The organism is Streptomyces cahuitamycinicus, assembly GCF_002891435.1.
Classification (GTDB): Bacteria; Actinomycetota; Actinomycetes; order Streptomycetales; family Streptomycetaceae; genus Streptomyces; species Streptomyces cahuitamycinicus.
Window position 1 is genome coordinate 1 of record NZ_POUC01000749.1, and the last position, 2,144, is coordinate 2,144.

The following is a 2,144-nucleotide window of genomic DNA, read 5'->3' on the forward strand; positions in this document are numbered from 1 at the left end:
CCATCCCACCCGCCCGTCGTGCCCACCGGCTGAGGTTGCGTTTCCCTGATGTCGAGTCACCACACCGCGCCCGCGCGGGAACCAGCACGGCTACCGTCGTACGAGGAGTATGAGAAGTACGACCGGTACGAAGTGTTTCCGCACGACGTCGAGGGGGCGTACGCGGCATGAGTCTCGGTGACGACCACGAGCCCTCCGGCGGCTACGCCGGCACGGGCCAGACCCGCACCCGCCTGCCCGACTCCGGCGACGCCTTCGGCGACCCCCGCCGCCGCTCCTCCCGCAGCCTGGTCACGGTGGTCGGCGTGGTGGTCCTCCTGATCGCGGCGATCGCCTTCGCGAACCGGGGGGACGGGGACGCGTCCTCTTCGACGGACAGTTCCTCGGGCAAGCCGGAGACCTCGGCGACGGCCCCCTCCGGCAAACGCCCTGTCACGGCCAAGTCGGCCGCCGGCATCCCGTCGGGCTTCGCCCAGGACCAGGAGGGCGCGGAGAGCGCCGCGGCGAACTACGCCGTCGTCCTGGTCTCGGCCGACATCCTCAAGCCCGCACGGCGGCCGGAGATCGTCCGCCAGGTGTTCGACGCCGACAAGGTCTCCGAGCTGGAGAAGAACCTCGACCGGGTCTACAGCAAGGAATTCCTGGAGAAGGTCGGCCTGGACGCGAACGGCGACGCGCCCAAGGGCAGCACCTACGTCTCCCGCACGATGCCGGTCGGCACCAAGGTCACCGACTATGCGGGCGGCACCGCCACCGTCGAGGTCTGGTGCACAGGTGTGTTCGGGATGGCCGGGGAGAGCTCGCAGAGCCCGGTCACCAACGACTGGTTCACCATGACCCTCCAACTGCGCTGGACCGACGGCGACTGGAAGGTCGACGGCTTCTCCCAGAAGGAAGGCCCCGCGCCGGTCAACGGCGACAACAGGGTGTCGACGTCGGACGCCATCTCGAAGGCCGTCGAGGAGTTCGGAGGGTTCACGTATGCCCGGTAGCCCGCGCCGCGCCGTCAAGGTCGCCGCAATCCTCACCGCCGTGCAGACCGCCCTGGTCCTGCTCGCCACCCGGGCGGCAGCCGCTCCCACGCCCTCGCCCAGCCCCAGCAACGACAACTGCTCCCTGCTCTCCGGCCGGGCCCGGGAGGTCTGCGAGGGCGACACCGGCAGCGGAAGCGGCAGCGGGACCTCCCGGCTTGACCCCGCCTCCACCCTCGACCCCCTCTCCTCCCTCGCCAAGGGCTGCGCCGACGCCGCCTCCTGGACCGTCGACAAGCTCAGCGAGGCCGTGAAGGAGACCGCCAACGTCGACTTCACGAACCCCAAGTTCCTCCAGCAGTACGCCGTCGTCTTCGCCGCCTCGACGATCCTCACGCTCCTGCTCTGGCTCCTGGCCGTGGCCAAGCGAGCCGTCCGAGGCGTCCCCCTGACCACCGCCCTCTCCGAAGCCATCGGCTTCCTGTGGCTCACGGTGCTGGCCTCCGCCTTCACCCCGCTGATCCTCTACACCGTCGTCTCCGCGACCGACGGCATCACCGAGGTCCTCGCGAAAGCCACCGGCGACCAGACCGACGCGTTCTTCGGCACGTTCTCCGAGGCCCTCAAGAAGGGCGAGGACATCGGCGGCGGCCCGATCATGCTGATCGTCGTCTCCCTGGTCAGCATCCTCGCCGCCGGTGTCCTCTGGCTGGAGCTCGTCATCAGGGCCGCCCTGCTCTACGTCGGCGCCCTCCTCGGCACCGTCGTCTATGCCGGCCTCGTCGACAAGAACCTGTGGGGCCACGTCCGCCGCTGGGCCGGCATCATGATCGCGGTCATCCTCATCAAACCGGTCATCGTGATCGTCCTCGGCCTCGCCGGCGCACTCTCCGCCGACGACGGCCCGAACGCCTTCTCCGCCGTCGTCTCCGGCCTCGCCATCATCCTGCTCGCCATCTTCGCCAGCGCGATGATCTACCGCTTCGTCCCCGGCTTCGGCGACGAGATCGCCGGCTCCCGCAACAACCGCCTCATGCAGGGCGCCGAGAGCAAGGCCGCAGCGGTCATCAGCTCCCCGGCCAGCCTCGTCGCGCAGGGCATCAAGACCCACAGCTCCCGCACCGACAACAACGGCGGAGGCAGCCAGTCCTCCGCCCCCCGCCCCAGCAACCC

General features: G+C 69.9%; 2 protein-coding genes. Both read left to right on the top strand.

The genetic code is table 11. The features are described 5' to 3' along the window. Window positions 1–167 precede the first annotated feature (167 nt). Window positions 168–992 carry a DUF8175 domain-containg protein gene (locus C1J00_RS42400; protein ID WP_102914116.1) on the top strand — a complete coding sequence of 275 codons (825 nt, stop codon included), beginning with the start codon at window positions 168–170 and terminating at the stop codon, window positions 990–992. After that, window positions 982–2,144: hypothetical protein (locus C1J00_RS42405; RefSeq protein WP_102914117.1), on the top strand; the 1,163-nt coding region annotated here is incomplete at its 3' end. The genes C1J00_RS42400 and C1J00_RS42405, both read left to right, overlap by 11 nt.